Here is a 4,094-nt window from a genome sequence, read left to right as displayed (position 1 = left end):
TGTTCCCAGACAACAAACCATTGTTGTCGGGTTGGCTTGAGTTTGTTCACTTAACTGAAGAGTGTGCTTGTTCGCTGACCCTTTGAGGGTTTCGGTGGTCATAGCGTTGGGGAAACGCCCGGTCTCATTCCGAACCCGGAAGCTAAGCCCGTCCGCGCCGATGGTACTGCATGGGGGACCGTGTGGGAGAGTAGGTCACCGCCGAACAATTATTGAGGACCTGTGGTCCCAGCGTGAGCGCTGGGACCACAGGTCCTTTTTGTTTTCGTTCCGGGATATCCGGAGTTAGAGGAGCGTAGTGATGACCACCAACGAGCCTGACCGGCGTGACGAGGACCGCGACGGCCGCGGCCGGCGTCGTGACGGTGACGGGCGTGGTTTCGACCGTCGGGACGCAGAGCGTCGCGGAGGTCCGCGTCGTACGGACGGGGATCGGCAGGGGCGTGGACCGCGGGGGCAGGATGACCGTCCGCGGCGTGACTTCCGTCGTGATGATGACCGGCCCCGTGGGCCGCGTCGTGATGACGACCGCCCCCGGAGCGACTTCCGCCGTGACGGCGACCGTCCGCGCGGGCCGCGTCGCGACGACGATCGGCGTGGAGACGACCGGTCGCCCCGCTTCCGGCGTGATGACGACCGGCCCCGGCGTGATTTCGGCCGTGGTGACGACCGTCCCCGGCGCGACGATGACCGTCCGCGGCGTGATTTTCGGCGTGATGATGACCGGCCCCGTGGGCCGCGTCGTGATGACGACCGTCCGCGGCGTGACTCCGGCCGTGGCGATGACCGTCCGCGGCGTGACTTCGGGCGTGGTGACGATCGGCCTCGTCGCGATTTCCGCCGTGACGACGACCGTCCCCGTGGGCCGCGTCGTGACGATGAGCGTCCGCGCCGTGATTTCCGGCGTGATGACGACCGTCCTCGTGGCCCGCGTCGTGACGACGATCGGCCCCGGCGCGACTTCGGGCGTGGTGACGATCGGCCGCGGCGTGACTTCCGTCGTGACGATGACCGTCCCCGTGGCCCGCGTCGCGATGACGATCGGCCTCGTCGCGATTTCCGCCGTGATGACGACCGTCCCCGTGGCCCGCGTCGTGACGATGACCGTTCCCGTGCGCCCCGGCGTGACGGGTCAGGGCGTGGGGCGCGGTTCGAGCGGCGTGATGACCGGCGGGCGCCTCGGCGCGAGGGGGAGCGGCCGCCTGTGCGGCGGCTGTCCATCCCCGAGGACGTCACCGGGATGGAGATCGACAAGGCCGTGCGGCAGGAGTTGCTGAGCCTGCCCAAGACGCTTGCCGATGATGTGGCCAAGAACCTCGTCATGGTCGCCCGGCTGCTCGACGAGGACGCTCCCAGGGCCTACGAGCACGCGAAGGTGGCGCTGCGGCTCGCGTCCCGCGTCGGGGCCGTGCGGGAGGCCGCCGGCTTCGCCGCGTACCACACGGAGCGCTATCAGGAGGCGCTGGCCGAGTTCCGGGCCGCGCGGCGGATGAGCGGGCGTCCCGACCTGTGGCCGGTGATGGCCGACTGCGAGCGGGGTATGGGGCGGCCGGAGCGGGCGCTGGCGATGGCCGGTGAGCCCGAGGTGCAGCGGCTGGACAAGGCCGGGCAGGTCGAGATGCGGCTCGTCGCCGCCGGGGCGCGGCGCGACCTGGGGCAGCCCGATGCCGCCGTCGTCACCTTGCAGAGCCCGGAGTTGGCGTCGACCGGTGTGCACCCGTGGACCGCGCGGCTGCGGTACGCCTACGCCGACGCCCTGCTGGAGGTCGGCCGTGCGGAGGACGCGCGCGAGTGGTTCGCAAAGGCCGTCGAGGCCGACCACGAAGGGCTCACGGACGCCTCCGACCGGCTGGCCGAGCTGGACGGCGTCGAGTTCACCGACGCCCTCGATCCGGAGGCGGATGACGAGGCGGGCGAGGCCGGCGTACAGGAGTCGGCTGCTGTCGGCGGGAAGGCCGACGACCCGGGGGTGAGCGACGTCGACTTCACCGACGACGACCCCGCGGGCGACGACGACGCCCGCCCCTGACTCACCCCAGGTCCAGCGCCCGCAGCACCAGCCCCGTGGCCGGCTTCGGGCCGAACGACGTGGACTTGCGCGGCATCGTCACGCCGTCCCGCGCAAGTTCCCGTACGAGGTCCTCCGGCACCGGCTTCATCAGCACCGCCGTCCCGCCCAGGCGCACCGCCTGGGCGGCGGCGGCAGCGGCCTCGTGGACGTAGCCGATGTGCCCGGGGTCGTCGGGGAGTTGCCAGACGTGCTCGATGAGCGTGGCGTGCAGCACGGTGGCGTCCAGGGTGCGCCACGCCTCCGGGAGGTCGGTGCGCACCGTGCGGGCCAGCAGGTCCGGGTCCGGGCGGTCGACCAGGTGCAGGCCGTCCGCGCCCGCCAGGAGGAAGGCGTTGCCCGGTGTCTCCTCCAGCGCCGTCAGTGCCGCGGGCAGCGTGACGTCGAGCGGCCGGACGCGGGCCTTGCCGTCGAGGTGGCGCAGTGCGGCGGCGGGCGGGAGCGTGCGCAGGACGCGGTGGATGCCGCGGACGACGAGCGGGTGGCGGGCCGTGTCGACGAGCAGGACCAGCCCGTAGTCCCACGGTCCCGGCTCGCCCGGCGGCGCCGGGTGTTCGGCCCGTAGCCGCAGGTACGTCGCCCAGCGGTGGTGTCCGTCCGCGATGAGCGCCTGCCGCCGGGCCAGGTCCGCGCGTACGGCCGCGATCTCCGCCGGGTCCGTCACCGCCCACAGCCGGTGCGCGAAGCCGTCCTCCGTCGTCGTGGCCAGCAGCGGGGTGAGCGCCGTGGTGCGGGCGACGACGCCCGCCGTGCCGGTGGCCGCGCCGCCGCTGCGGTAGGACAGCAGCAGCGGCTCGGGGTTGGCGGCGGTCTCGCGCATCAGGCCCGCGCGGTCGGCGACGATCTCCTCCATCACGTCCTCGTGCGGCAGCACCACGCCCTCCGCCGGCTCGCTGAGCGCCAGCAGCCCGATGACGCCGCGTTGCAGCAGCTCGCCCCTGCGCTGCTCGTACACGTAGAGCGCGGGCCGCGGGTCGGGTACGAGCACGCCCTCCGCCCGCCACTGGCGCAGGGTGTCGGCGGCGAGGCGGTGGCGGCCGGCGGCGTCCGCGGCCTGGGGGAGGATGAGGCGGACGATGTTGTACGGGTCGGCGGTCTCCAGGTGGTGCAGCCCGTCGGGTCTGACGACGACGTCGTACGGCGGGGACGTGACGGCGGCGAGGCTGCGCACCCGGGACGGCGCGTAGCGCAGCCCCCGGAAGGGGCGGAGGTCGAGACCGGGTGAACGCTGCATGGACCGGATCGTATGCGCCGCGGCCGATGCGCGATGATCGAGGCTTGGATATCGCCCGTCCGAGGAGTCGCCGCCGTGATCAGCCAGCCCGTCAGGACCCGCACCGACGCCTGTGCGGAGCCGCTGTGCACGGCGTACGACACGGCGCTGCTGGACCTCGACGGCGTCGTCTACATCGGCGGTGCGGCCGTCGAGCACGCCGCCGGTGCGCTGGCCGGCGCCCGGGCGCGCGGCATGCGCCTGGCGTACGTCACGAACAACGCCTCCCGCCCCGCGGCCACCGTCGCCGGGCAGTTGACGGCGATGGGCGTGCCCGCGGAGCCGGCGGACGTGATCACCTCGGCGCAGGCGGTGGCGCGGCTGGTGGCCGAGGCGGTGCCGCCGGGGTCGCGGGTGCTGGTGGTCGGCGGGGAGGGGCTGTACGGGCCGCTGCTGGAGCACGGGCTCGTGGCCGTGGAGTCGGCGGACGACGAGCCGGCGGCGGTGGTGCAGGGGCACGGCGGTCCTGCGATGCCGTGGGGGCGGCTGATGGAGGCGGCGTTCGCGGTGCAGCGCGGGGTGCCGTGGTTCGCGTCGAACGCCGACCTGACGATTCCGACCCCGCGCGGCATCGCGCCGGGCAACGGCGCGGCGCTGGAGGTGGTGCGGCTGGCCACCGGTGCCGAGCCGCGGGTGGCGGGGAAGCCGCAGCCGCCGATGCACCGGGAGACGGTCATCAGGACGGGGGCGCGGCGGCCGCTGGTCGTCGGCGACCGGCTCGACACCGACATCGAGGGCGCGTACAACGGCGGC

At 73.5% G+C, this 4,094-nt stretch carries 4 protein-coding genes and 1 rRNA gene; 4 read left to right on the top strand and 1 reads right to left on the bottom strand.

What is annotated here, in order from left to right:
* Window positions 1–90 precede the first annotated feature (90 nt).
* From rrf to H5J30_RS20445, 3 genes are all read left to right on the top strand, one after another.
* Window positions 91–207 (top strand): 5S ribosomal RNA (gene rrf / locus H5J30_RS20455).
* 419 nt (window positions 208–626) lie between these two features.
* Window positions 627–1,277 carry a hypothetical protein gene (locus H5J30_RS20450; protein ID WP_258563435.1) on the top strand — a complete coding sequence of 217 codons (651 nt, stop codon included), beginning with the start codon at window positions 627–629 and terminating at the stop codon, window positions 1,275–1,277.
* The gene (locus H5J30_RS20445; protein ID WP_181788852.1) at window positions 1,205–2,029 is read left to right on the top strand and encodes a tetratricopeptide repeat protein; all 825 of its coding nucleotides are present in this window, start codon (window positions 1,205–1,207) and stop codon (window positions 2,027–2,029) included. Before H5J30_RS20450 ends, H5J30_RS20445 begins: the two co-directional genes overlap by 73 nt.
* Window position 2,030: 1 nt before the next feature.
* On the opposite strand, the gene H5J30_RS20440 is transcribed toward H5J30_RS20445, so the two are convergent.
* Complete coding sequence (locus tag H5J30_RS20440; protein ID WP_181788851.1) at window positions 2,031–3,302, bottom strand: DUF1015 family protein; 1,272 nt, start codon at window positions 3,300–3,302, stop codon at window positions 2,031–2,033.
* 78 nt (window positions 3,303–3,380) lie between these two features.
* Between H5J30_RS20440 and H5J30_RS20435 the strand changes: the two genes are divergently transcribed.
* Window positions 3,381–4,094 (top strand): HAD hydrolase-like protein (locus H5J30_RS20435; RefSeq protein ID WP_181788854.1); only part of this gene is annotated, 714 nt, incomplete at its 3' end.

The organism is Streptomyces phytophilus (genome assembly GCF_013870535.1).
GTDB lineage: Bacteria > Actinomycetota > Actinomycetes > Streptomycetales > Streptomycetaceae > Streptomyces > Streptomyces phytophilus.
Note: the sequence above shows the minus strand (reverse complement) of the source record. Positions and strands in the feature narration are given on the sequence as shown.